Origin of the sequence: Pseudomonas sp. NPDC088368 (assembly GCF_044753445.1) — a bacterium.
Taxonomy (GTDB): Bacteria; Pseudomonadota; Gammaproteobacteria; order Pseudomonadales; family Pseudomonadaceae; genus Aquipseudomonas; species Aquipseudomonas bambusae.
Genome location: NZ_JBIVNG010000007.1, coordinates 345,853 through 371,337, shown reverse-complemented (window position 1 = coordinate 371,337; position 25,485 = coordinate 345,853). Strand labels below are relative to the sequence as shown.

Sequence of the window (25,485 nt, the reverse complement as noted above, 5' to 3'; positions counted from 1 at the left end):
AATGGTTCCGTACGCTTTCCACCGATTCGGTCATGGGAAGTTGTGCCCACGAAAAGAAAAAGGGGCCTTGAAGACCCCTGCCATGACGCCAAATGTTTGCGTCTTCGTTACCAGCTGTAGCGCAGACCCACGTTCACACCCCAAGGCTGCTCGATGTTTTGTCCGTTGCTGTAATCGATGTCGGCATGCAGTTGCAGAACCTCGGTCAATTGAGCGGCCACACCGGCGCCCAATTCACCTCGGCTGCCCGACAGGTCATTGCTGAAGCTGTTGTCGTTGACCTTCACCCGATTGGCGTTGGCGAACTCGTGAGCCAGGGCGACCTTCATATAAGGCTGGACGTATCCGCCTTTTTCCATCGGGAAATTACGCCCCACGGTCGTCCCGACTTTGCCGAGAAACGAATCCGCCTTGTTGCTGCTGGCGTGCATGCCATTATCCAGCGAGTAGCTTTCACCCTGCACCCACAGGGATGAAATCTGGCCGAAAGGCTCGACGAACCAATTGTCTTGCAGCTTGATGTGCTTGCCGACTTCGACCGATGTCCCGATGCCATTGGTGTTGTAGTCACCGTCGGTCTTGGTCCCGTCGCTCATGCGCACGTCAGATGAGTTTTTGAAGCGGTTGGCCTTGAGCACTGCGTCGACGTAATAACCGCTGTCTGACAGCCACGTGGTGTAAGCGCCGACGTAGTAGCTGTCGACATGCCCGGACGTGCCGGCGGCGATGTCCAGGTCCGAACGGCTGTAGCCCGCCAGCAGGCCAATCAGCCACTGCCCGCTAGAAACCGGCAACGGTGCATCGACACCGAACGAAACGCCGTGCTGATTCTGTTGATACGCCGTGCCGCCGGCTGCCGACATGTTGTATTTGTTGCCGTATGCCCGCGTCCAAGCGCCACCCTGAGCCTCACCGTAGCGAAGCTCCCCCATGCGACTGCGCAAGGTGCTCAGTTCGCCATACCAGACGGTGGGGGCAGCGCTGAACAGACCAATCACAGATTCGGTGCCCGGCGTCACGATCGGGTTGCCGTCATCGTCGAACTTCTGCACGAGGTACCAATCCGTGCCTTCACGCTGTTCGAGCTGGTAGGCGAACGTACCGAAGTCGACCTGGCCGCCGATCAGACTGAAACCCGCCGTGCTTCCGGTGCCGGTGTGCACAACCTGCTGATCGGGATCGCCCTTGATCGGGTCAATCCCGGTGTTCTTCACCAGCAACTCGTAATCCCCGCTCGCCTGCCCGGAAACGTTGACGAGGTCGCCCTCACGACCGCCGAGGTTAGTGTCCATGATGAACCGGCCATTACCCGACAACGTATCAAGATTCAGGGCCTGGAACGTACCGTCTCCTAATCCCAGTTTCACCGCGCCCGCGTTCATGTTCAGGTGGCTGACACCCTGGCCGTCAGGCGTGGTCCATGTGGAATTGTTCAAATTCAATTGGGCGACATTCGCAAGCTTGCCGCTGAGCTGCGAGTTGCCGGAGAGATTGAGGGTCTGAACATCGCTTACATCCCCAGAGACGCTGGAGTTGCCGTCGACGTTGAAGGTCTGGACACGGGTAATGTTGCCCATCGCCGACGAATTGGCCGTCACGCTCAGATTCGTGACGTCCGCAACGTCACTGGCAATCCGGGCGCCGTTCAGCGCATCGAATGTGGCGACACGGCTGATCGTCCCGGCGGTCGAGACGTTCCCGTTGGCAGTGAGCGTCGTCACGTCGCTGACATCGCCTTCAATGCGGGACCCATTGAGAACGTTGAGCGTATCGGCACGCGTAATGTTTCCCGTCACCGAAGCGTTGTTGTTGAGGTTCAGGTTCGCGACATTGGTGATATTCCCCGTGATGCCAGCGTTGTTTTGCAGCGTCAACGCGCCCGTCGAGCCATCGCCGATCAGCACATCCCCGGTGAGCAGGCTGTCATCGACAAGGATCTTTGCGCTGGAGTTGTTGGCGACTTCGAGAATCACGCCATTGCCACCGCTCAGCGTCGAGCCATTGCGGAGGGTGATATCGGCCGACGAGGCCAGGGTGTTGCGGAATGACCCGACGATGATGGCGCTGCCGTTGGTCCCGGTGACCGAGGAGTTGTCGACGATGATGTTGCTCTGCTGGCTGGGCAGTGACGCATCAGGGCTGACCAGAATGCCGTTCTGTTCACCCGTGATGGAGCTTTGATCGGTGATCGTGGCGTTCCCGTTGAAGAGCGCTATCCCGATACCGCCATTGAGAAACCCCGTTCCGCCTGCGCTGTTTCCCTGGACGGTGCTGCCCGAAAGGGTGACATCGCCTGCCGCGACGCTGACTCCGCGCTCCTGACCGATGATCGTGCTGTCCGTGACATTGGCAACCGTGCCTCGGGTGCCCGCCAGGTCGGTATTCAGAAAGAGGCCGAAGTCGCCGGTACTCTCGATACGCGCTCCATTGAAAACACCGGTGGCCTGATTCAAGGCGACGCCAACGCCACCCGATTGAACCAGCACGTTGGGATTCAGATTGACCACTGATCTGCTCGACGCGTTAATGCCCCCCGTCGTCGCGCCGTTGACGGTCAGTATGGCCTGATTGAGAAGGGTCCAGCTTTCGACTGGGGCGCCGCTCTCAATCGTTTCAATTGAGCCATTGAGCGTGCGTGCCGTGGCCTGCTGTTGAACCATGAATAATGCCAAACCAATCGAGAGTGCCATCGTTGATTTTGGAAAATGTACAGACATTCGCTGTCCTGCCTTATCTTTTAAGAAGTGGCACACATTATGAGAAGACAATGAAATCATGCTTGTAGGACATTTCTTATTTAAGCGCAGGAAATATAAACGGACAGTTATAACCATCGATTTTTTCGCGATTACAAAACGTGCTTTTATCGCGAATACTTAATGAAACAGGCCCGCAATTTTAGTCATCCGGGTTATCGCGAAAGATCATATCCCCATCCTCTGTTCAGCGTTGGCCCGCTGCTACGCTGACAACAAGGCCGAATGCAATGCCCTGCTTGGGTAGACCCGTCAACCGGCCTTATTGACTCAATAAATTGCTTGTCTCGAACCGCGCTTATCCAACAGCTAGTGGTGCGGACTATCACGTTTCGGCACGAGGTATTGGAAGCACACATTTCACGCAACGTTGTGGCTCACGCGATAACGGAATGTCAGCCAGTTAATCAATGGAAGCAGGAGATACATATGACCATTTTGCAAAGTCGTGTACTCAGGCAAGGCGCTTGCAGGATCGATCCATTTACTGCAAACGCCCTGGACGCCCCGTCACTCACAATTCCGGAAGCTATCCCGGATTACGACGGGTTACTGCACATAAATACGCTCGCAAATGACCTGGAAATCAATTTGCCCTGGTGGAACGGTGTAGAGGAAGACATGCGTCTGCAAATCGCCTGGAAACCGTTTGACCCGGGTGATCCGAACGATCCTGGTGACACTAATCTCATCGGCACCCGGCACGACGTGACGGATGCAGAGGCCGCCGATACCACTACCGTGTTCAAACTCTATGTCCCTAAAGCGCTTCTGGTCCACGGCGTATACATCATCCGGGTCAGGGCCAGATCATTTCCAGGAGGGGTGAACGATTGGACGCTTCGGCACACCGTGCGCGTTGATACCGAGGCGCCGGGCGGTGGCGCACTGCCCTTGCTGACCTTCCCGCCAGAAGTCGAGGTCAGCAAAATGATCGTCGATGCCAACATTCAGGACGGCCAACTCCCCGTGCAACTGGCCCACTATGAAGGCATTGCCAAAGGGGACACTATCGAGCTGTGGATCAACACAACGCCTTGTCATTCGGAAGAACTGACGGTTGATCCAGACCCGGTCGAAGGGTTTATTCGGCTCGGCTACCTGGAGCCCGAGCTTGAAGCCGCTGGCAACGGGCCCGCCTCTTTCTTTTACAAGGTGACGGACAAATCTGGAAATTTCGCGGGTTCAAATAGCCAGGTGTTCGACATCCAGTTGCATACCACACCGTCCGTGATTCCAGCACCCACCGTCCCCCAAGCCGATCCGGATCTGCTGGATGAAGCAGAAGCGCGCTCCGGAACCAAGGTGGGCATTACCAAATTCGACCTGGCTCAGGCCGGGGACGAGATCATGGTTCACTGGGGCAGCCAGACTTCATCGAAATACCCGCTGACCGCTGCCGATTTAGGGAACGACCCGTTCATTACGATTGATCTCGCTTACAGTCTGGTGATTGCGGAGACCGAACAAGGGACCGTCGATGTCACATTCGAAGTATTCAGAAATGGGGTTTCCGTCGGGATGTCCGACATCAACACCGTCAATGTCGATCTGAGAATTCCCGGCGGCCCGGACCCAGACCCCACGAACCCCATCAACGAAAACCTGAAGCCGCTGATCGCACGAAACGCCAGCGCCGGAGACCCGCCACCGCCGGGAGAAGACAATGTCATTCCACCGGAGGATTTCGCTCAGGACGCACGCGTCATCATCTCCTGGCTGGATGTCGCCGGTGATGACATCTACGAACTGGACGACGAAATCGAAGTGACATGGGGCTCCCAGACCGCGGCGACCATCACACGCACGATTGTGCAGCAAGACCTCGACGATGCGATCGACCTGGTCGTGACCGTTCCTACTGCCACAGTCCAGGCAGAGGGGTCGGGCATTGATATTCCGGTGTTCTACACCATCACGCGCTTGACCGTTGCACCGCCAAACGGAAACCGTGCCATTGCACCGTTTGCACTGGTCAAGGTCGTCGGGCCGGACGAGTTACCCGGCAGCGGGACCATCGACATGCCTGTGTTCACTGTCCTGAATGAAGACGACGCGATTGGGCAGGACCAACTGATCGGCCCGGCGGGAGGCCGCTATAACCCGGTTCGCACCCGTGTCAACTACGCCAACGTTGCCGCTGGCGATACCGTGCAGTTGTTCTTCAGCGGGTATGACAGGCTCACCGGTGGATCGCTGATCCCCGGTGCGGCTTATGAACCGGTGTACACGCTGACGCCAGCAGACATGTCTGCCGGCACTTACACCTTTAACGTCTCGGCAACCTATCACTTTGCGGTCTGCAGCAGGGGCCATGTGGAAGCATATGTGATGTTCACCAACGCGAAGGGATCGACGCAATCCACGGCAGCGTCGGCGTATTGCGACGTGAAACGCCCGAACGATCCTGACTGTTCCAGCTACGTGCCTTAAGTCGGCAGTGCAATCACCACCGGCGTGCGCCGGAATCCGTTCTGGCCCACGCCAATCACGTCAACAAGCACGATTCACCCTTCACGGCACAAGGAGCGTTCTGTGGGCAACTCAACGATTACTCCGCTAGCACTGTCCAGCCCAAGGGTTCCCTCGACGGAAGCCAACGGCGGATTGAACTGGACAGATTTGTATGAAGACCCCGAAGCCAGCATCGTGGTGCAAGTGGTGCTTCCCATCGGGAACGAAATAGGGCTGGGGGACCGCATCGACCTCTATTGGCACGGGCAGGGCCTTCTTTCAACCCTCGTCGATGACAAGGCAATGGAAACCCGTCTGGTCAGCTTTCTGGTCAAAGCAACCGACATCATCCAGTTTGGCGACGGTGAACATGAGGTGGCCTACGAGGTCACCTCAGCCATTGGCGGTTCGACCGATCGCTCGCCTGTCCGATTAGTGCGAGTAAAAACCCTGATCCCTGGCGGAACAGACCCGGACGCAGGGACGCCCTACATCAATGAGCGCTTGCCTGAAATTCAGGGTATTCCGGAGCTCATCGAAGAGCCGACTCAGAGTCTGACGGTGACCATTGCGCCCTACGAAAACATGGATTTACATGACAACGTCACGCTTGACTGGGGAGGACAGCGCATTCTTCCTCGTCCGCCTGTCATCGTAGGCAACCCTGTTACGTTCGATGTCACGCGGGCGGTGCTGGAGGCTAGCGCAGGTAAGGTGATCGTGCGCTACCAGATCCGGGATCTTGTCAACAACTGGTCAAAATGGTCACGTCAGCGCGACACCGACGTCGAGGTGGGCAACAGTTTTCTGCAGGCTCCCAGAGTCAGCGGCACTGGCGTGGTCGATGGCAAGATAGACTTGAAACTGTTGGGCAACAGCGACGTGCAGGTGCAGATTCCTGTCTACACCCTTAAAGGGGGTACTGCAGAATATGCGCAGGTTCAATCCTCGGCTGATACGCCACAGCCGTTCATGGAGCGCGACGACCAGGTGCAACTGGCCTGGAGCGGACACACCGCAGACGGCACTTTGCTGCCCGACGTGCTCATCAACTACAAAGTTACGGAGAATGACATTGGCTGGCCCATCGCCCTGAGCGTGCCCAACGCACAGGTGAAACTGATTGCGAAGGGCTACGCGACCATGCGCTATACAGTCACGCCTGCAACAGGACCTTCCAAGTATTCCCGAAGGGCCAATGTGCAGGTAATTGGCGACGTACAAAACTTGCCACCGCCCAGCATACTCGAGGCGACTGGCAGCATTCTGGACCCTGACGCACTCCCTGCGAGCGGGGCGACGGTTTATATCGACGCCTCCGAAATGATTGCCATCGGCGACCAATTGCAAGTCTCCTGGAGCGGCACCGCGGCCAACGGAACACCTTTGGTGCATACGATCGACATCCTCGTCACGGGAAGCGTTGTCGGGAAACCCATTACGCGCTCAGTGAGCAAAACCTTCGTCGACCCTTTGGTCAATGGCAAGGTGGACCTCAGCTACACGTTGTACAAGGGTGACGGGCCGGTCATCGCTTCTCCCATCAGCACCTTCCAGATTCGCCAGGCAGGCGCGCAGTTGCCCGCTCCGGTCGTGGATCATTCCGAAGGCGATTTGCTGGACCCCGCAAAAGTACCGGCTAACGGCACCACCATCCGGGTCAATTACATCCCCATGCAGGCGGGGGAAACCGTCACCGTCGTCTGGGCGGCAGATTCGCCTTTCACAGACACGTTCGTAGTGCCATCGAACTGGAACGGCAAAGAAATTCCTTTCGATCTGGCGAAGACGTACGTCGATGCCAACCTCGGCAAAACGGTGCAGGTGTACTACACGGTGGTTTTGAACGGAGCTACCCGCACCTCTGCCAGCAAAGCGCTGCTCATACAGGCCGCTGGGCCAAGCGAGCTCATTGACGACTTCGACGAGCATGACGCCGACTTGATCAGCGCGGGGGGATTGATCAAGACCCGGAACATGACGATCCGGTTCGTATCAGGCACAGGCGTGGCCGGTTTCGATGGGCGCTATGTCCTCCCACCCGAAGCCGATACCGGGCTTTTCACCAACCCGGTCCTGCAAGTCAGTTATCGGGAAAACGGCAGTCAGGTGATTGAGCTTCAGTGCGACATCGACTCCACCACCCTGAGCTTCAATGTCCACGGCGTGGCCTCCAATGCCACCGCGGTTCGCTACCTGGACGCCTCTAGAACAGAACTGGGTACCAAAATCCTGCCATCGCAACTCAACCAGACCGTGACCTACACCAGCCCCACCAACCGCATTCGGTACCTGGAAATTTCCAGCAGCGCCGACTGGACCCTGTGGGACCACTTCGTCATGACCCTCTGAAATGCGAAAACGAATCCATGTCTCAACAAGGATGAACATCATGAGCAAGATCACAGACGACCACAAAAAAAAACTGGCCGCAGCCTTCTCCTCAGTGTGTAAGACCCCTGGCGTGAGCACGTTCGGCAGCACTCAACAGAACACCTTCCCCGCACCGACGGTGACCGAAGCACCTTCAGGCACCCTGAATCCCATACTCGGTACATCTGGCGTACACGTCGAGGTTGCCTACCCCGAGATGAACGTCTCAGACATCATCGGGCTGTCGTTCAACGGTAATGACACATTCGAAGCGCAGAACGGCAGCATGTTCGGCAAGGTGACGTTCGCCGTTCCAGTCGCGGACGTTGCCAAAGCGATCGGCAAGACCGTCGATGTCATCTACGCGGTGGTCCGCCCAGCCGGCACTTCAATTTCCGATTTCTTGAAACTGACCGTGACCTCGATCCCGGAAAACCAGCTCGCGGGCCCGCAGATCACACAAGCCTCTGGGGGAACACTTGATGTGACCGCCTTGACGGCCGACGCCGATGTCACGGTGCCGGCATGGCCTTTGATCGCCGTCGGACAACGTCTTTGGCTAAAGCTGGAAGGCTCGACCGCGCTGGATTTGCCCGCATGGCAGGGCTTTGCGATCACCAGCACAGGCGTTCAAAGCACCAAGGTCCCGCAAAGTTTTCTAAAAGGCCTGACCGACGGCTCTTCACTGAAGCTGGTGTTGGAAGTGTCGTTCGATGGGGGGGCCACGCGCCAGGCATTTCCGTTGACGACATATGCCATCACGGCCGTGCCGCCCATCACCTCCGTCACCATCGACCGAGTGACCGACTCTAAGGGCGTCGATATCCCCAACGGGGGCACGACCACAGACACCAGCGTGACGATTTATGGCTCGGTGGCGTGATCAAGATCATGCAAGCGCAGTGGGCAGCGGGGCCGTTGACCATACGCGCAGATGTCACGCGCGAAACAGCTCACCCGGCGTGAAGCCAAACAGGCTCTTGAACGCCGCGATGAACGCCGACGTTGAGTCATACCCGCAATTCAGGGCGGTGCTGGTCACGCTGTCGCCCTCTTCCAATGCATTGAGCGAGGCAAGCAACCGCGCTCGTTGTCGCCACCCTCTGAAACTCAAACCGGTCTCGCGCTGAAACAGCCGCATGAGGGTCTTCTCCGACATGTTCAGGCGCGCGGCCCAATCGGTGAGCGTGATGGTCTGGCCGGGGTCTTCGACCAGTTCATTGCACAGCGCCAGCAAGCGGGCATGACGGGGCAACGGCAGAGAAAAGCCGACTTCGGGCAGTTGCGCCAATTGATCGAGCAGCACCTGCACCAGCCGGGACTCATGGCTGTCGCGTTCGGGGTAATCCGCGGGCAGCAGGCAGAAGGCTTTGATCAGCTCGCGGGCCAGCGGTGTGACTTCCAGCACCCGGCAGCGATCGGGCGCCCATAGGGAATCCTGAGTGCGAACGTACAGGCTGCGCATTTCTGCGCGGGTAGAAGTGACCACTTCATGGCCCAGTCCTGCGGGAATCCAAACGCCCCACTGCGGTGGCGCGAAGAAACTGCCCTGATCGGTGTGAACGCCCAGCACACCGCTGATGGCGTAGGAAAACTGCACCCAGTCGTGACGATGGGTCGGCGTCCACGACCCGGCGCTCAGACTCTCGGCACGTGCGTAAACGGGTCGGGGCAGGTCGGTCAGGGCGGGGATCTGCCGCAGCGTGTCGGGGCTGCGAGAGGGTGAATGTCCTTTGCTCGGCATGGGCGCGCCTTCTGTCGTGAAGCGGGCAGTGTAAAGCCTCTCGATTCAGGCGCCACGTCTGTGAGAGCGAATTCAGTCGCGAAATGGCGGAACGATCGATGCAACTGAGTTGGCCGATCGATTATTCGCGAATGAATTCGCTCCCACAGTCAGGCGTTTTGGTGGCGTGAATCACCGCTCCAGGATCGCCGTTACGCCCTGCCCGCCCGCTGCACAAATCGAGATCAGACCTCGCCCTTGCCCCGCCACGCTGAGCAGTTTCGCGAGGTTGGCGACGATGCGCCCGCCGGTCGCGGCGAAGGGGTGTCCTGCTGCCAGCGAGCTGCCTTTCACGTTGAGTTTGCTACGGTCGATGGAGCCCAACGGCGCATCGAGGCCCAGACGGTTTTTGCAGTATTCCGGGTCTTCCCAGGCCTTGAGCGTGCACAGCACCTGCGCCGCGAACGCTTCGTGGATTTCGTAGTAATCGAAGTCCTGCAAGGTCAGACCGTTGCGCGCCAGCAGCCGAGGCACGGCGTACACGGGCGCCATCAGCAGCCCTTCGTCGCCGCGCACAAAATCCACCGCTGCCGCCTCACCATCGCGCCAATAGGCCAACACCGGCAGCCCGCGTTCTTTGGCCCATTCCTCACTGGCCAGCAGCACCAGTGACGCGCCATCGGTGAGCGGTGTTGAGTTACCGGCCGTCAACGTGCCACGAGGGCTGCGCTCGTAGGCCGGTTTGAGCGATGCCATTTTTTCGAGGCTGGCGTCGACGCGCAGGTTGTTGTCCCGGGTCAGGTTTCGAAACGGTGTCAGCAGATCATCCTGCCAACCCGAGGCATTGGCAGCCGCCATTTTCTGATGGCTTTCCAACGCCAGTTGATCCTGGGCCTCCCGAGGTATCTGCCAGGTCTGCGCCATCAGCTCGCAATGCTGCCCCATCGACAGACCGGTGCGCGGCTCGCCATTGCGCGGCAGTTCGGGCTTGAGATTGTGCGGCCTCAGCTGCGTCAGCAGCTTGAGCTTGTCCCCCGTGCTTTTGGCGCGATTGACCTGCAGGAGTATCTGACGCAGGTCTTCGTTCACGCCAATCGGCGCGTCGGATGTTGTGTCCACGCCGCCGGCAATGCCGCACTCGATCTGTCCCAGCGCGATCTTGTTGGCCACCAGCAGCGCTGCTTCCAGACCTGTGCCGCAGGCCTGCTGTATGTCGTACGCGGGTGTTTGCGGAGACAGTCGCGAGCCCAGCACACATTCGCGGGTCAGGTTGAAATCCCGTGAGTGCTTGAGCACCGCACCCGCCGCCACTTCGCCCATGCGCAAACCATGCAGGTTGAAGCGCTCGATCAGCCCCTCCAGCGCGGCCGTGAGCATCTCCTGGTTGCTGGCGGTGGCGTACGCGCCATTGGAGCGGGCGAACGGAATGCGGTTGCCTCCGACGATGGCGACGCGGCGTGTCTGACTCATTGAAATCTCCCTTTCTTGTGTGAGCTGATCAGCCCAAGAGCGTAGGACTTATTAGCCGTTAGTGTGGTCCACTTCTTTGAACCCCGACTCAAGGAGAGTGTTCCATGGCATCTGATCGCTACATTGACTTCGCCAACTCGGACATCGGTCGCCGACTGGTCGGAGCCGTGGGCCTTCCCGCGCCAGCGCGACTGGAACGCTGGCAGGCAGGGCGTCTGCGTCCGGTCGAAGGGGCATTGCTGTTGAGCGGCGGCCCGTTGGCGGAGCGCGTCAGCGAGTTTGCCCCGCGCATGACCGATCTGTTGTTCAGCTTCGCCAGCGAGGTCAGCGGCGCGCACCCGTGGACGCCCGAGCAGGGTTCGAAGGTCAAAGCGCTCGTGTTCGACGCCAGTACGTTGCTGCACACCGCTCAACTGTCCCAACTGCGCGACTTTTTTCAGCCGGTGCTGCGTCACCTCGAAAACAGCGCACACATCGTGATCCTGGCTCGGACGCCCGACGGTCAGTCCGACCCATTGGCCGCCAGCACACAGCAGGCCATCGAAGGTTTCAGCCGGTCGCTGGCGAAAGAAATGCGCAACGGCGGCACGGTTCAACTGCTGCAAATCGAAGACGGCGCGGAAGATCAACTGGAAGGCGCCTTGCGTTTTTTCCTGTCGCCAAAGAGCGCGTTCATCTCCGGCCAAGTCATTCGCCTCAGCGCCTCCACAGCCCACGTGCAGGACTGGAGTCGCCCACTGGCCGGACGCAAGGCATTGGTGACCGGCGCTGCTCGCGGCATCGGTGCAGCCATCGCGGAAACCCTGGCCCGTGATGGCGCAGACGTTGTGTTACTGGATGTGCCACAAGCCAAGTCAGACCTTGAGGCCTTGGCCGCGCGGCTTGGCGGTCAATCGCTGGTGCTGGACATCTGCGCACCGGATGCCCCCGCCCAGTTGATCGAACACCTGCCCGACGGACTCGACATCCTCGTGCACAACGCGGGCATCACTCGCGATAAAACCCTTGCCAACATGACCGCCGACTTCTGGGATTCGGTGCTCAACGTCAACCTCAACGCCCCGCAACTACTGACGCAGGCACTCCTCGATGCAGGCACCCTGCGCGACAACAGCAGCGTGATTCTGATGGCCTCGATCAGCGGGCTTGCCGGTAATCGTGGGCAAACCAACTACACCACCAGCAAAGCCGGGCTGATCGGACTGGCGCGTGCGCTGGCGCCTTCGCTGAAAGAACGTGGCATCAGCATCAACGCCGTGGCACCGGGCTTTATCGAAACCAGCATGACCGCGCACATGCCCTTCGCTCTGCGTGAAGCAGGCCGACGCATGAGTTCGCTCGGCCAGGGCGGCTTGCCCCAGGACGTCGCGGAAGCGGTGGCATGGCTGGGCCAGCCGGGTAGCGCTTCAGTCAGTGGGCAGGTGTTGCGTGTGTGCGGGCAAAGCGTGATTGGGGCTTAACGAATACGGGAGAGAATCGATGAGTGCACATTGGCGCTATCTGGACACCCCTCCATCGCTGCCGGGCTTGTTCATGCAGGCGGCGTTGCGGCGCAAGATCAGCGGCTCGCAGTTGCCGGATCAGGGGCTGCGCTGCTGGGTCTCGGTGGACCCGGACAAAGTGAGCGCATTCTCCAAGGTCTGCGGGTTCATCCCCGGCAGCCTGTTGCCGCCCACGTATCCCCACGTACTGGCGTTCCCGCTGCAAATGAAGCTGCTGACCGACAAGGACTTCCCGTTTCCGCTGTTGGGGCTGGTGCATTTGCATAACCGCATCAGCATTCGCCGTCCGCTCGGCAGTGTGATCAAGGCGCAAGTCAGTGTGCGCGTCGCTAACCTCAAGCCTCACGCAAAAGGCGCGACGTTCAGCCTGATCACGCAGTTCGAGGACGCGCTGGGGCTGTTGTGGGAAGAAGACAGCATCATGCTGTGCAAAGGCGCGAAGATCGAAGGTGAAATCGAAGGTGCCTACGAACCGGCACCGCTGCCGATGACTGAACTGGCGACGTGGTACGCCCCCTCCGATATCGGTCGGCAATACGCGAAAGTCAGTGGCGATTACAACCCGATACACCTGAGCGACAGCAGCGCCAAGCTGTTCGGCTTTCCCACCGCCATCGCCCATGGCCTGTGGATGAAAAGCCGGACGCTGGCCGCGCTGGATGATCATCTGCCTGCGTCGAATGTGGATATTTCGGTGGAGTTCCAAAAGCCCGTTCGTCTACCGAGTGAAGTGACGCTGTCCGCCAGCGCGGCGGGGTCTCACGGCCAGTTGAAGGTCGAGGGCAAGGAAGGGATCGTGCACATGATCGGGACGTGGCAGCCTGCGGCGGAGTAATTCCGCAGACGTTGACTGCTAGCACTTACATACCTTGTGGGAGCGAATTCATTCGCGAACGGGCCATTCAGGCGCTTCATCACTGACTGACACACCGCATCGCGAATGAATTCGCTCCCACAGAGGTTCTGAGACAGGCAGGAAATTCCATCGGCTTCACTTGATTCCGCCCCGCATCCCCCTGAAGCTACCCACCTTCAGGAGACCCGCCCCATGAACCTCGACGAACTCACCCAACGCCTGCATCGCATCCGCGATACCAATGACTGGCGGCAATTTCACAGCCCTAAAAATCTCGCCATGGCCGCCAGTGTGGAAATGGCCGAGCTGGTGGAGATTTTTCAGTGGAAAACCGAGGATCAGTCGCGTCAGCTGCCCGCCGATGAACTCGCCCACGCGGGTCAGGAAGTGGGTGACATCGTGCTCTATCTGCTGCTGATGTGCAGCGAATTGGGGCTGGACATGAACGAAGTGGTGCGCGCCAAGCTGGCCGACAGCGAGCGGCGGTTCAGCAAATGAGCGACCGTCATTTTGACCAGTTGGCCACGCGCTTCGCCGAGAAGATTTACGGCGGCGCCAAGGGCGCGATCCGCTTGGCCGTGTTGCAAGCGGATCTGAAAGAAAGCCTGCCGGACCGCCCGCTGCGCGTCCTCGACATCGGCGCCGGGCTGGGCCACATGTCGCTCTGGCTCGCTGAACAGGGGCATGACGTCACCTTGGCCGAGCCTGCTGAACCGATGCTGGAAGGCGCACGCCAGCGCTTCGCAGAAGCCGGACAAACGGGCACGTTCATTCAAGCCCCGTGGCAGGCGTTGCCCGAGCAACTGAGCGAGCCGTACGATCTGGTGATTTGCCACGCCGTGCTTGAATGGCTTGCCGAACCCTTCACCATCCTGCCGGTGTTGCGCCGACTCACCAAAGCCGATGGCTGGCTGTCGTTGGCGTTCTACAACCGAGATGCGTTGATTTATCGCAATCTGCTCAAGGGCCATTTCCGCAAAATGCGTCGAAATACGCTGGCCGGTGAAAAGCAGAGCCTTACCCCGCAAGAACCCCTTGATCCGCGCGAATTAGCGGCGCAACTTGAGAGTCTGTGGCGAGTCGAAACCCAGAGTGGCGTTCGGGTGTTCCACGATTACATGCCGGTCGAATTCCAGGCGAAAGCCGAACTGGCCGACCTGCTGGAAATGGAACTCGCCCACCGCCGCCACCCGAGCTTTGCCGGACTGGGACGTTATCTGCACTGGATGTGCCGACCTGTTTGAGGCTACCTGCGGAGACCATCATGAAACGCCTCGCTTTGCTGCCCCTCTTCCTGGCTTTGGCCGCGTGTCAGAGCCCTAACCCGTACACGGCCGTTTCCGCCGCCATTCCGCCTGCTCCGCCGCAAGCGGCCAACGCCATCGACATGAGCGCCTACCCCGCTGCGCCCCGTGATTTCGGGCGTTATCGCAACTGGACGTGGCTCAACGGTCAGTTGCCGCCAGGCACGCAATGGGCGGAGTCGGCGCAGGTCGCAGAAGCGGTGAGCAACGGTCTTGACCAGCGTGGCTTGCGGCCTTCGCAAAATCCGCAGACCGCTGATTTGCGTGTCGCGGCCGACACCCACACGGAAACCCGTATTCGTCAGGTGCGTGACGATTATTACGACCCGTACTACGGCGGCGGCTATTACAACGGGTATCGCAACGGCTATGGCGGTTACGCCACGGTGCCGGTCGTGCGAACCTATCAGGAGCAAGTCGTGGTGGTGCGCATCAGCCTGTTCGACGGTCGCAGCGGTCAGCCCGTTTGGAGCGCCAGCGCCGAAACCGGCAGCGGCGGCGATCAGTCGGCGCGGGCCAAGGCGTTGCGCCAAGCCGTGCAGCACGCGCTGACCGCTTATCCGCCGTCGTAATCTTTCCTGTTTTCTTTCCGGAGAAACGTCATGTTCCGCTGCATCGCTGTCGTGTGTGTTGCCCTGCTGCTCGCCGCGTGCCAGACCGATCGGGTCACTCGAGACTTCGACGCACAGCGCGATTTCGGCGGGTATCGAACCTGGGCCTGGAAGGAGCCGGGCCTGCAATATCAGCCCAACGACCCTCGCATCAAAAGCGACCTGACTGAGCAGCGCATTCGGCAGTCGGTCGGTGAACAACTCGATCAACGCGGCCTGCGCATGGCCGCGTCGGGCGTGAAAGCCGACGTTCAAGTGCAAGCCTGGCTGATCGTCGAAGACCGCCAACAACTGGTCACTACGAACTACGGCGGTGGCGGCTATTGGGGCAACCCGTGGGGCGGTTACTGGGGCGGCCCGATGGGCAGTGAGACGCGCAGCGTCGACTACAAGGTCTCGACCCTGCAAATCGACATGCTCGACGGCAAGGACGGCAAACTGGTCTGGCGCGGCAGCACCGAACAGGTGGTGAACGACAACAACGCCAACCCGGCCGCGCGGGAATTGGCGCTGCGTCAGACCGTGCAGAAAATCCTCCAGCAGTACCCACCAAGGTAAACAGCCACGAGCTGTGAGCTACAAGCTGCAAGCAGTGCGCGGTGTCTGACATCACGCGCACTGCTTTTAGCTTGCCGCTTGCCGCTCGAAGCTCGCCGCTTGCAACTGCTCCTCCGGCAACTAGACTCCCCGCATCTCGGGTGAGTAGCGACGGCTTTGCCGAAGGAGTGCTGGATGTCTCCCCTGATGTACCCCTACGCACGTCGGGACCGGCAGCGTGGCGCCATAGGATTGATGGCCGCGCTGACTCTGGCTCTGGCCCTGCTGTGCACCCTGGTGGTGGTCGACAGCGGGCGACTCTACATGGAAAAACGCTCGTTGCAGCGCGTGGCGGATGTGGCAGCGCTGGAGGCTGCCAGTCGCGGCGGCGATTGCACCGGCAGCAACACCGCCAGCACGTACGCCACGCAAAGTGCGACCCGCAACGGTTTCACGGTTTCCGACAACACCCGTACCCTGGCGACCCGCTGCGGCATCCTGATCGTCGGCACTGACAGCCGTCGCACCTTCGCGGTCGACGCCACCCGTTCTGACGCCATTCAGGTCACGGTCAGCCACAGCGTGCCACGGAGCATCGCTGCCGGTGTCAGTGCGATGTTCGAAACCACGCCGTCGCCGCCGGACGTTCAACTGAGTGCGGTGGCGGTGGCTGCCGGGGTGCCGCCCGTGGCAGCCCTGACCATCCGCAACACCGCGCTGCAATTGAATACCGCCAACGCGAGCATCCTCAATCCGCTGATCGGCGGTTTTCTGGGCAGCAGTGTCAATCTGGATGTCGCAGGTTGGCAGGGGCTGGCCAACAGCAACATCAGCCTGCTCGGCTACCTGGATCAGTTGAAGAGCGACATCAAACTGTCGGCCCTCGATTACACGCAACTGTTGAGCAGCAACATTGCGGTCAGCCAACTCCTGCAATCGGCAATCAACGTGCTCGACCCCAATGGCACACTCGGCGCCACTGCAGCCGTGCTCGGTTTGAAGGCGCTCAAGGTGGCGGCAGGCTCGACGCAAGTGGTGCTGGGCAATTTGCTTCAGGTTCAGGGCGGGACCGACATCGCCGCGCTCAACACCAAAGTCAATCTGATGGACCTCGTAGAAGGCTTCGCCCAGTTGGCGAACAAACAGAATGGCCTGGTGGCCAACTTTCCGATCAATCTCGCAGGGCTGGCTCAGGTCAACGCTCGCGTACAAGTGATTGAACCTGGCCAGCTGTCTGCCATTGGCAACCCTAAACTCGCGATCAAAGACCCCAACCCCAGAACCGGCCCCAACCGCATCTACGTGCGCACTGCGCAGGTCAAGACACTGCTGAACGTGAAACTGCCGGCGCTGGATGGGATCGCCTCCCTGGCCAATGCCGCCACCAACCTCATCGCCCCACTGACGCCGACGGTCAGCAGCCTGCTGCACCTGGATCTTGTGGGCGTCGTCAACTCAGTGACCTGCCTCTTGGGTGCCGGGTGCCAGACGCTCGATCTTAAATGGCTCTCTGACAGCAGCAACAGCGTCAGCCTCGACATCGCGCTCACCGCCACCAGTGCCGAAAGCTATGTCACCGGGTACACCTGCACCACCAATACCAATAAATCACTGACCACTCAGACCCAGTCCGCCATCGTGGATCTGAAAGTCGGCAAGATTGACCCGGCTGCGGCATTTCCCGCGAGCACCAATCCGGCCACGATGGTTCCCGGCCCCTTGCCAGTGCTGGATATCGGCATCAAGACCTGCCATCTGGTTCTGGGCATCGGCACGTGCGGCGCGCGAACCGCGTTTGCGGGGGGCGGCATCGGTGTGAGCCTGAATACTTCGCTGGGCGTCACGGGCACGCCGTTTACGTACATCTCGCCCAACCTGCCGGAGATCAATCAGGCGGCCTATTTTCCTCCCTCCCCCGTCCTGACGACGCCGACCAGCGCCTTGTTGTCGAATGCGCTGTCGGGGATTCAGGTCAACATGTACAAACCCACCGTCAGCAATGGGCTGGGGGATTTGCTTAGCAATCTGGGAACAGTACTCAGCGGGATAACGACGGCCCTTGACCAGGTTCTGGCCAGCACGCTGACCCCGCTGATCAGCGGCCTGATCGACCCTTTGCTCAAAGGCCTCGGCGTCAACCTCAACGCCGTGGACGTCGGCGCCAACCTCAGCTGCAATCTGGGGCAGGCGAAGTTGGTGATCTGAGCGAAAAACCTCACTCCCGCACAATCGGCAACGCAATCCGGAAACACGCGCCCTCGCTGGAGTTGCTGACACTCAGACGACCGCCCATCTGCTCGACGATCCCGTAACTCACCGACAGCCCCAGCCCCGTTCCCACGCCCACGGGTTTGGTGGTGAAGAACGGTTCGAAAATCCGCTCCAGCAGGCGCGGGTCGATGCCGCCACCGTTGTCTTCGACGATCAACCAAAGCGTCTGCTCGTCCTGTTCGACATGCAGGGCGATCCAGGGCTCAAAATCGCGGTCTTTTTCGCGCTTGGAAAGCAGGGCATCCCGGGCGTTGACCATCAGGTTGATCAGCACTTGCTCCAGTTGATCGACGTGCCCGCGCACTCTCACCCGCGCTCCCGGCTCACCGATGCGCAGGTCGACGCCTTTGCCCTTCATGCCCTCGCTGAGCATGTTCAGCGTGCCGTCCACCGCATCGATCGGGTCGAACAGTTGCTGCTCGATTTCCGAGCGACGCCCGAACACCCGCATGTGGTTGACCACCCGTGCTGCACGCTGCACCTGGGTGTCGATGCGATTGAGCTTGTCGGTGAGGTAATCGATTTCCACCTCGCCGTTGCTCAAGCGCTTGAGGACGTTGACCACGGCCATGCGCATCACGTTGAGCGGTTGGTTGATCTCATGCGCGAGCCCCGTGGCCATCTCGCCGAGGGTCGCCATTTTGGCGCTCTGATTGAGCTGCATGCGGGTGCGGCGGATTTCGGTGTTGTCGCGGCCCACCGCCTGAATCTCGATCAGCTTGCCGCTGTCGTCGAACACGCCCCGGTCAGCCCAGACCCACCACGCGTGCTCGCGCCCCGGCAGCTCCAGACAGATTTCCGACGTGCTCATGGGTGATTCCGGGGTCAGCTCTTCGATGCGCTTCACGAACGCCTCTTTCTGCTCGGCCGAAAACCATTCCCCGAGGTTCACCCCCGGCAACTGCGCAGGGGTGCATTCGAGATAATCCGCCAATGGCCGGTTGCCGAAATTCAGCACCAGGTCCGGCGTGTAGCGACAGATCATCGCAGGAGAATCTTCCACCAGAATCCGGTAACGCTCTTCGCTTTCTCGAACGCGCTCGGTGGCCTGTGTCGCTTCCGTGACGTCAAGCCAGAGCCCGACCGCCTCCACCGGCATGCCCAAGTCATCGCGCAATAACCGCGCCTCGTCCAGCAGCCAGTGGTACTCGCCTTTTTTGTCCCGCAGGCGATACCGGCAGCTGACCACGCCCTCCCGCAACAACTGGCGTGTGCGCTGAAACCAGACGTCGCGGTCGTCGGAGTGAATGTATTGCGTGAGCAAGCCGTCGCTGCATTCCGCCTGGGTCCAGCCCAACACCGGCGTCAGGCTGGCGCTGAAGAACGTCGGTTCAAGGCTGCCCCGGTCGTAGCTCAGCACGTAGATCACCGCGGGCGAACTGGCGATCAGGTTGTCCAGCCGGGCGTGAGCGGCCGCGGCCTGAGTTTCCTGGTTCTTGATATCGCTGACGTCGAGCATGAAGCCCAGCACCCGGCGCGCCTGCCCGCTGACCAGTTCCTGCCCCTGAATCCGCAGCCAGACCGGCGGGTGAGCGCCCTCGTCGTCACGTAACCGGACGCAGGACAACATCGGCGTCCCATGCTCGCGCAACCCGCCAAGGCGGCTTTCCAGCTCGTGCCGGTCGGCGGGGTGAATCAGTTGTAGCCACTGGCTAAGGGGCAGCACGTCGCTGGTCTCCGGCAGGCCCAGCGTCCTCGCCAACTGAGGCGCGAGCTGCACTTCGTCGGTGTCGGGCAGCAATTCCCACCAGCCGGTGCCCAGCAGGTCCTGCAACACCGCAAGCCGTTCCAGTTGATGGCGGTGCGCCTGATCGGCATGGCGATAGAGGATGGGCCCGGCAAGTGCCGAGCAGAGGTTCATCCACTCCCGATCCCCCAGCTCAGGCGCCTGTTGCGCGGCATCGTAAAACCCGAACAACATCCACGCCTTCACAGAGCCCTCTTTGTGGTGGGGCAACAGAAACCCCTCGGCGTTGCCAAACGCACTTTGCAGATGCACGAGATGGCTGGGAGCGTCGAAGTCGATCTGGTGCGTGACCGTGCCGTTCAGTGAATCGAGGTCGGTGCCCAGGCGCTGTCCGTCTTGCCACAGCTGCGGCGCAGTGTGAGCGTTGTAATGGGCAAAGATGCGCCAGCCCAGACCGCTGGGCTCTGAGAGCGCAAGCGCCAGGCAGGGCACCCGATAATTCTGCGCCAGCTCTTCCAGTTGCTCGGCGGTCACCGCTTGCAACCGGTCGATGTGGCATCCCCGGACTTTCTCTGCGATCTGCCCGGCCACCCGCAGGCACTGCTGACGGCTTTGCGCGACGTTGGCTTCTTCCATCAGGTCGCCAATGTCGAGCAATTGCAGCAACCAACTGCCGGGCAGGTTCGTCGACTGCGCCTGGACCCAGCCGCGCGTGTGCAACACCTGGCCGCCCGGTCGTTTGAAATCCAGATCGAGCATGTGCCCCAGCCACTCCTGCGGCGAACCTTCCACCACCAGCGCGCTGCTCGGCATCAGATAGCTCAACAAACGCTGTGGCGGCGCCGTCGACGCCCCCAACCCCAACGCGCTGCGCAACGGCTTGCTGATGCTGGTGACATGCCCGTCCTGATCCAGCTGCATGTGCCAGTCCGCACTGATTGAAGTGGGCTCGACACTCAGGGATTCCGGTTCGCGCCCGGAAGGTGCATCGCCGCGCCCGAGCCAACGGTTGAGGATTTCATTTTTAAGGGGCAAGTTGCAGGCTCGCTTCAGCAGAAAGGTAGGTCGGCAGATTCGGCACGTCACCGATTCCGGGTAGCGTCAGCACCGGCATGACCTGAGTCAGCTTGCTTTTGGGGTAATCGATCCGGACTTTGAGCAATTTGCCGTCGAAGCTGACAGTGGCATCCGAGGTGGGATTGAAGCCGAGCGCCGACGGAATCCAGGCCAATTGTGTCGTCAATGCCGACTTGGCCTGAGTCGTGACCAAGGTGGCGTAAGCGGCGGGTGTGGTGGCGCTGCCGGGGCTGATGGCCACGCTCTGGCGCACCGCTTCGGCGGTGGCGTTGTTGAACGATTGCATCATCAGCAAGGGCAGGCTGTAGGTCACCAACGCGTAGAAAATCGCGAAGAAAATCACGAACACGAGGGCAAATTCGATGGCGGCGGCGCCACGTTGCCTGATGGGGGAAAAATTGCGAGCGATCCTGCGCATGCCGACGTCTACCCTGACAGTGCTACCGTGCTTGGAGCATAGATTCTTTACGGAAAACAGGACGTTTTTTACCCAATGAATTTACTTTTCCTACTGGTGTGGTTTGCCGTATGCGCGGATCAGGACGCTCGCGCCAGGCGGGTTTCCAACGTTCTGACCTTCGGCGCCGGGCTGATCGCGGTGTTCTATCTGGTGATGAACGGTGAAAGCTGGCTGGGTGCACCGTCGCCGCAGCCATGGTGGGCATTGCTGCTGACGCTGCTGCTGACGTTGCCGGGGTACGCGCTGGGCAGGCTCGGCGCAGGGGATGTGAAACTGTTGATCGCCCTGGCACTCGCCAGCGACCCGGAGCTGGTGCTGGGCACATTCATCGGTGCTGGCGTGACCAGCGTGGCCTGGTTGCTCATGCGCCAGAGAATATGGCGCCAGGTGGGTCAACGGGTCAGGACACGTTATCCACAGCTGTCGCCCGAAACGTCAACAAAGCAGCCTTTCGTGCCTTTCCTGTTTTTGGGGTGCATCGCTACCCTCATTTGGGTCCACTAGTCGAATTGCCATCACACGCTATGTACATAGTCCGAAAGTGAGTCTAGGTTTGTTCCTACGTCCGGGCAGAGAACTGTCCTACAGTGGTTGCCATAAAGGATAGGCAAGGCACCGGGCCCGGTTCAGCCGTAGTCGCAGCAGGGAGTAGCGCGTGAACAAGCAATCGGCAATAAAGGTTCTGGTGGTCGACGATCAACCGCTCATCGTCGATGAGATCAGCGAGTTTCTGGAGGGCAGCGGTTACCGTTGCGTGCCGTGTTACTCCAGCCGTGAGGCGCTGGAACGGTTCCGCGACGACAGCGCCATCGCCATCGTGCTGTGCGATCTGGACATGCCGGGGCTAAACGGCATCGAACTGGTGGAGGCCCTGAAACTGCTGGCGGGCAAGAAGCGCATCTTCGAGTCCATCATGCTCACGGGCCGCGCCGAGAAGCAGGACGTGATCAAGGCCCTGCGTGCGGGGATCGCCGATTACTACCAAAAACCTGTCGATCTGAACGAGCTGCTCGAAGGCGTACGGCGGCAGGAAGACTCGCTGGAAGAACGGGTCAAGAACGTCCAGCACCTGGGCCATCTCAACGACAAGTTGCAGTTCCTCGCCGCGTCCATCGACGACCTCTGCCAGGACCTCGACAAATCCCGCCAGATCGCCCAGCCCGCACAGGCTGAAAGCGACGGCGACTTCGAGATGCCCGCCATCTTCGAACAACTGTCCCCACGCCAGCTCGACGTCGCAAGGCTGGTGAGCAAAGGACAGACCAACTACCAGATCGCCTGCGAACTGGGCATCACCGAAAACACGGTGAAGCTCTATGTCTCCCAGGTCCTGCGTCTGACCCACATGCACAACCGCACCCAACTGGCCCTGGCCCTGTCACCCAGTGCCGCGCGCGCGCGGGTGACGGCGCATTGAACGACGGCATTGCGGCGTAAATCGATCAGGCGACAGATATCTAGCGCCTGTACGGCGCATCGCGAATGAATTCGCTCCCACAGAGGTTCATCTGCGCCGAGAAGTCTGAGCCTGGCGCGGACTCAACTGTGGGAGCGAATTCATTCGCGAATGGCCAGTGCAGGCGGCAAAGATGTGAGTGGACTCAACCCGCTCTCAATTACTCCCCGAACTGCTCCCCGACACACTCCCCCCCTTCTTCTGGTCATAAAAATCCGGGATCGGATGCTGGTAGGTGTTGAGCCAGCGCTGCATCGTCAGGTCGCGCTCGATGGGGGCTTGGGGTTGGGGAATGGGGGACGCGGCCCTGCCGCTGGCCTGGAGTTGCAGCCAGTCCTCGGTCTGTTTTTGCGAGGAGGAGGACGGGCCGGGTTCGATGGCGAAGGCTGTGCCGCTGAGCGTCAGCATGCACAAACCCGTCAACAATAGGCGCTTCATGGTTGTCTCCCTGCGACCGTCGGAGCGTCGATGACGGCGGCGACTTTGTCGGCCTTGAGTGGCGTTCCGGCCGGGGTGTTTTTGAGTTTCTCGGCACGTGCCTGGGCGTCGTTCACCTGGTCGGGTGTCAACCCCGTGCGCGAGACCAGTTCCGCCGCTTGCGTCCAGTCATCCTGATAAATCAGCAACGTGACCATGTTCTGCGCTGCCAACGTATCGGGCTGTTTCAGTTCCATCGCCGTGAGGAACTGAAAGCGTGCCAGGTCGAGCTTGCGCTGATTGAGGTAGACGACACCCAGGTCGTTGCGGATTTTCTCGTCAGTGGGCGACAGCTTCACTGCCGCCTGCAAATACATCAGCGCCTGATTGTTATCGCCCCGCGCTGCCGCGAGCTGGCCAAGTCCATGCTCGCCCTCCGCAGCCCGACAGGTGCCGATCAGACTCTTGTACAGCGGGTCGGCCTCGTTGCTGCCCAACAGACGCAGCACTCGGGCCTTGCGCAGCCGCACATCCGGCAACGTTGGCGGCAGGCTTTCCAGATGGGCCAGGCTCGCGTGCAAACGGCCTTCATCGGCCATGTCCTGCGCCATGTTCAACGCCAGTTCCTGATCCGACGTCGGCTTCGCACAGCTGCCCGCCGTGGCCTGCGCCAGCCAGGGTGCCGTGCCGTCAGCGGCGCAACCACTGAGCAACGCCAGGCCTATTACTGCGATGAGCGCTTTCATTCGATCTCCTAATGCGAACCCAATGCCTTGCCAATGGCGACGAAGCCTGGCCCGGCCAATACGATCAACAACGCGGGAAACAGAAACACCATCATCACGATCGACATCTTTGCCGACAGCTTGGAAATGTATTCCTGCAGCCGCGTCAAACGGCGGTCATCGATCAACTGCTTGAGCGCCAGCAGCGACTTCATCGCCCCGCCGCCCTGATGAATCAACTGATTGAGAATGACGCAGGTGTCGCTGAACTCATCCACCGCCAATATGGCGGCCATCTTGTTCAGCTCATCACCCAGTTCCAGACCTGAGTCGATACGCACCAGCATCACCCGAAGCTCCGACGACAGCACCGGCAGCAGGCTTCGCCCCTCGTTGCTCAACACCCGCAGCGCCTGTTCCACCGCCATGCCCGATTCGAACAGGATGCGAAGCAGCGGAATGAATGTGGCGATTTCCGCGACCGCTTGTTTTTGCCGGCGCATGGCCGCCGTGGCCAGAATGCGCTTTGGCGCGAGGTAGCCCAGACCCAGCGCAAACATCGGCGCCAGCAGCGGGTATTCGACGTCACTGAAGAACAGCGCCTGCACCAGCGTCACCAGACACACCGCCACGATGGGCACACCCACCTGGCAGGCCGCGAACAACGAACGCTGGCTCGCCCGCCGCCAGCCGATGCGGTTCAGTAATGTCTGGGTTTCGCTGTCCAGGCTGACCGAACGCTGGCCAAATCGGCTGTCACCCAGCAAGCGCAATAACGTGCTGACGCGACTGTCGCGGGCGACCACCCCTTGCAGTCGCGACATCACCAGGCGTTCATTCCGGCGCTGGCGGGCGACGGTCAGCAGCAGGAAGAAGCCGGCGATGAAGAACATCAATGCGCTGAGCAACAAGGCCATTTCACACGCTCCGCAACATGCGCCACAGCGCCAGGCAGCCCGCCGTCTGCATGCCAAACGCGACCATCAGCATGGTCTTCCCCGAACCGTCGTTCCACATGTGCAGCAGGTAGTTCGGGTTCACTGCCAGAAAGTACGCCACCATGCCCACCGGCAGCAGCGCCAGCACCACGGCGGTCATGCGGGTTTCGCCGGTCATCGCCCGCAACTGCCGTGCGCCCTGCTCGCGCTCACGGATCAAGCGAATCAGGTTGTCGAGCAATTCGCTGGCATTGCCGCCGTAACGGTGATTGACCCGCAAGCCCATGGCGAACAGTTGAAACTCATCGCGCTCGTACAGCTCAGCGAAGTCTTGCACGGCGTCTGGTAATGAAACGCCCATTTGCACGTTGCGCTTGATGCGCGACATGGCGTCGTTCAAGGGATAACTCGCCGAGTCGATGCTGTGCAGAATCGCATCACCCAACGTGCGCCCGGATTTCAGGCTGCGCACGGCGTGATCGAGCAACTGCGGCAATTGCTCAATCATGCGTCGCACCCGACGCCGATAGCGAAAGCTGACGTAAAAACGCAACACGATAACCGGCAGCAAGATGCCCAGCATCAGACCAAACCCGTCGTGCAGCAGATAGCCCAGCAACATCGCCATCGCCCAGACGGTGAGGGCCAGCGGCAGGCGCTCGGTGGGCCGCCCCAACCCTGCCCGCAGAAAGGCGCGTTCTATTCGCGCCAGACCCGGTTTCGCGGCATCAGGTTCAGGCTGCCCCAATGACAGGCGCGCCATGACGCGGTCATGAGCGCCCTGGTTCAGCCCGCGATAAAACAGGTAGAACGACAGCAGCATCAGCAACATGAAGACGAGCCCGAGGATAATCGCGCCTTTCACCTG

21 protein-coding genes are annotated in these 25,485 nt (G+C 60.4%); 12 read left to right on the top strand and 9 right to left on the bottom strand.

Annotation, left to right across the window (positions count from 1 at the left end; all coding sequences use genetic code 11):
• Positions 1 to 107 precede the first annotated feature (107 nt).
• Complete coding sequence (locus ACIQAL_RS17785) at positions 108 to 2,660, bottom strand: autotransporter outer membrane beta-barrel domain-containing protein (RefSeq protein WP_401147739.1); 2,553 nt, start codon at positions 2,658 to 2,660, stop codon at positions 108 to 110.
• Between the two features lie 525 nt (positions 2,661 to 3,185).
• On the opposite strand from ACIQAL_RS17785, the gene ACIQAL_RS17780 reads away from it, so the two are divergent.
• The 3 genes from ACIQAL_RS17780 (at position 3,186) to ACIQAL_RS17770 (ending at position 8,466) form a co-directional block, all read left to right on the top strand.
• Positions 3,186 to 5,189, top strand: a complete 2,004-nt coding sequence (locus ACIQAL_RS17780; RefSeq protein ID WP_401147737.1) for a hypothetical protein — start codon at positions 3,186 to 3,188, stop codon at positions 5,187 to 5,189.
• A gap of 102 nt (positions 5,190 to 5,291) precedes the next feature.
• Complete coding sequence (locus ACIQAL_RS17775; protein WP_401147735.1) at positions 5,292 to 7,562, top strand: hypothetical protein; 2,271 nt, start codon at positions 5,292 to 5,294, stop codon at positions 7,560 to 7,562.
• Between the two features lie 40 nt (positions 7,563 to 7,602).
• The gene (locus ACIQAL_RS17770) at positions 7,603 to 8,466 is read left to right on the top strand and encodes a hypothetical protein (RefSeq protein WP_401147733.1); all 864 of its coding nucleotides are present in this window, start codon (positions 7,603 to 7,605) and stop codon (positions 8,464 to 8,466) included.
• Between the two features lie 54 nt (positions 8,467 to 8,520).
• On the opposite strand, the gene ACIQAL_RS17765 is transcribed toward ACIQAL_RS17770, so the two are convergent.
• Together ACIQAL_RS17765 and ACIQAL_RS17760 are read right to left on the bottom strand one after the other, a co-directional pair.
• Positions 8,521 to 9,327: an AraC family transcriptional regulator gene (locus ACIQAL_RS17765; protein WP_401147731.1), complete on the bottom strand. Its 807-nt coding sequence runs from the start codon at positions 9,325 to 9,327 to the stop codon at positions 8,521 to 8,523.
• Between the two features lie 171 nt (positions 9,328 to 9,498).
• A complete protein-coding gene (locus ACIQAL_RS17760) occupies positions 9,499 to 10,776 on the bottom strand; it encodes an acetyl-CoA C-acetyltransferase (RefSeq protein WP_401147729.1) in 1,278 nt (425 codons plus the stop codon).
• Positions 10,777 to 10,880: 104 nt separating this feature from the next.
• Here ACIQAL_RS17760 and ACIQAL_RS17755 point away from each other — a divergent pair, with 104 nt between their 5' ends.
• The 7 genes from ACIQAL_RS17755 (at position 10,881) to ACIQAL_RS17725 (ending at position 17,791) form a co-directional block, all read left to right on the top strand.
• On the top strand, positions 10,881 to 12,236 hold the full coding sequence (locus ACIQAL_RS17755) for a 3-oxoacyl-ACP reductase (RefSeq protein ID WP_401147727.1): 1,356 nt from the start codon (positions 10,881 to 10,883) through the stop codon (positions 12,234 to 12,236).
• Between the two features lie 19 nt (positions 12,237 to 12,255).
• Positions 12,256 to 13,113: a MaoC/PaaZ C-terminal domain-containing protein gene (locus ACIQAL_RS17750; protein ID WP_401147724.1), complete on the top strand. Its 858-nt coding sequence runs from the start codon at positions 12,256 to 12,258 to the stop codon at positions 13,111 to 13,113.
• A gap of 213 nt (positions 13,114 to 13,326) precedes the next feature.
• A complete protein-coding gene (locus tag ACIQAL_RS17745; RefSeq protein ID WP_341960132.1) occupies positions 13,327 to 13,632 on the top strand; it encodes a nucleotide pyrophosphohydrolase in 306 nt (101 codons plus the stop codon).
• A complete protein-coding gene (locus tag ACIQAL_RS17740; protein WP_401147721.1) occupies positions 13,629 to 14,378 on the top strand; it encodes a methyltransferase in 750 nt (249 codons plus the stop codon). The genes ACIQAL_RS17745 and ACIQAL_RS17740 overlap by 4 nt, the downstream gene beginning before the upstream one ends.
• 20 nt (positions 14,379 to 14,398) lie before the next feature.
• The gene (locus tag ACIQAL_RS17735; protein ID WP_166598349.1) at positions 14,399 to 15,010 is read left to right on the top strand and encodes a DUF4136 domain-containing protein; all 612 of its coding nucleotides are present in this window, start codon (positions 14,399 to 14,401) and stop codon (positions 15,008 to 15,010) included.
• A gap of 30 nt (positions 15,011 to 15,040) precedes the next feature.
• Entirely contained in the window at positions 15,041 to 15,607 is a 567-nt protein-coding gene (locus ACIQAL_RS17730; RefSeq protein ID WP_401147718.1) for a DUF4136 domain-containing protein, read from the top strand.
• Positions 15,608 to 15,781: 174 nt separating this feature from the next.
• Positions 15,782 to 17,791, top strand: a complete 2,010-nt coding sequence (locus tag ACIQAL_RS17725) for a pilus assembly protein TadG-related protein (RefSeq protein ID WP_401147715.1) — start codon at positions 15,782 to 15,784, stop codon at positions 17,789 to 17,791.
• A gap of 10 nt (positions 17,792 to 17,801) precedes the next feature.
• On the opposite strand, the gene ACIQAL_RS17720 is transcribed toward ACIQAL_RS17725, so the two are convergent.
• Both ACIQAL_RS17720 and ACIQAL_RS17715 read right to left on the bottom strand, forming a co-directional pair.
• Entirely contained in the window at positions 17,802 to 20,579 is a 2,778-nt protein-coding gene (locus tag ACIQAL_RS17720; RefSeq protein ID WP_401147713.1) for an ATP-binding protein, read from the bottom strand.
• A complete protein-coding gene (locus ACIQAL_RS17715) occupies positions 20,569 to 21,039 on the bottom strand; it encodes a TadE/TadG family type IV pilus assembly protein (RefSeq protein WP_166598345.1) in 471 nt (156 codons plus the stop codon). The genes ACIQAL_RS17720 and ACIQAL_RS17715 overlap by 11 nt, the downstream gene beginning before the upstream one ends.
• A 75-nt stretch (positions 21,040 to 21,114) precedes the next feature.
• Between ACIQAL_RS17715 and ACIQAL_RS17710 the strand changes: the two genes are divergently transcribed.
• Both ACIQAL_RS17710 and ACIQAL_RS17705 read left to right on the top strand, forming a co-directional pair.
• Positions 21,115 to 21,585, top strand: a complete 471-nt coding sequence (locus ACIQAL_RS17710; protein WP_401147710.1) for a prepilin peptidase — start codon at positions 21,115 to 21,117, stop codon at positions 21,583 to 21,585.
• A gap of 151 nt (positions 21,586 to 21,736) precedes the next feature.
• On the top strand, positions 21,737 to 22,498 hold the full coding sequence (locus ACIQAL_RS17705) for a response regulator (protein WP_401147707.1): 762 nt from the start codon (positions 21,737 to 21,739) through the stop codon (positions 22,496 to 22,498).
• A gap of 195 nt (positions 22,499 to 22,693) precedes the next feature.
• On the opposite strand, the gene ACIQAL_RS17700 is transcribed toward ACIQAL_RS17705, so the two are convergent.
• From ACIQAL_RS17700 to ACIQAL_RS17685, 4 genes are read right to left on the bottom strand one after another with little or no spacing between them, the layout of a single operon-like run.
• Entirely contained in the window at positions 22,694 to 22,975 is a 282-nt protein-coding gene (locus ACIQAL_RS17700) for a DUF3613 domain-containing protein (protein ID WP_401147705.1), read from the bottom strand.
• Positions 22,972 to 23,700, bottom strand: coding sequence for a tetratricopeptide repeat protein (locus tag ACIQAL_RS17695; protein WP_401147702.1), 729 nt, complete (start codon positions 23,698 to 23,700; stop codon positions 22,972 to 22,974). The genes ACIQAL_RS17700 and ACIQAL_RS17695 overlap by 4 nt, the downstream gene beginning before the upstream one ends.
• Before the next feature lie 8 nt (positions 23,701 to 23,708).
• On the bottom strand, positions 23,709 to 24,596 hold the full coding sequence (locus ACIQAL_RS17690) for a type II secretion system F family protein (protein WP_401147700.1): 888 nt from the start codon (positions 24,594 to 24,596) through the stop codon (positions 23,709 to 23,711).
• Position 24,597: 1 nt separating this feature from the next.
• Complete coding sequence (locus ACIQAL_RS17685) at positions 24,598 to 25,482, bottom strand: type II secretion system F family protein (RefSeq protein WP_166595908.1); 885 nt, start codon at positions 25,480 to 25,482, stop codon at positions 24,598 to 24,600.
• Between the last annotated feature and the right edge of the window lie 3 nt (positions 25,483 to 25,485).